Consider the following 202-nt stretch of genomic DNA (forward strand, 5'->3'; position numbering starts at 1 on the left):
TTCGTCCTTCGACAGCACGTAGACTTCGCCTTCGAACTCGGTGTGCGGCTTGATCGAACCCGGCTTGCACAGCACCTGGCCGCGCTGGACGTCGTCACGCTTGGTGCCGCGGAGCAGCAGACCGGCGTTGTCGCCTGCCTGGCCCTGGTCCAGCAGCTTGCGGAACATTTCCACACCGGTCACGGTGGTCTTCTGGGTGTCG

1 protein-coding gene is annotated in these 202 nt (G+C 64.4%); it reads right to left on the bottom strand.

The window, feature by feature from the left end; translation table 11 throughout:
* A partial coding sequence (locus AC06E7_RS19110) for an EF-Tu/IF-2/RF-3 family GTPase (RefSeq protein WP_478065608.1) occupies positions 1–202 on the bottom strand: 202 nt, incomplete at both ends.

The organism is Stenotrophomonas sp. Steno-Z4 (assembly GCF_056393145.1).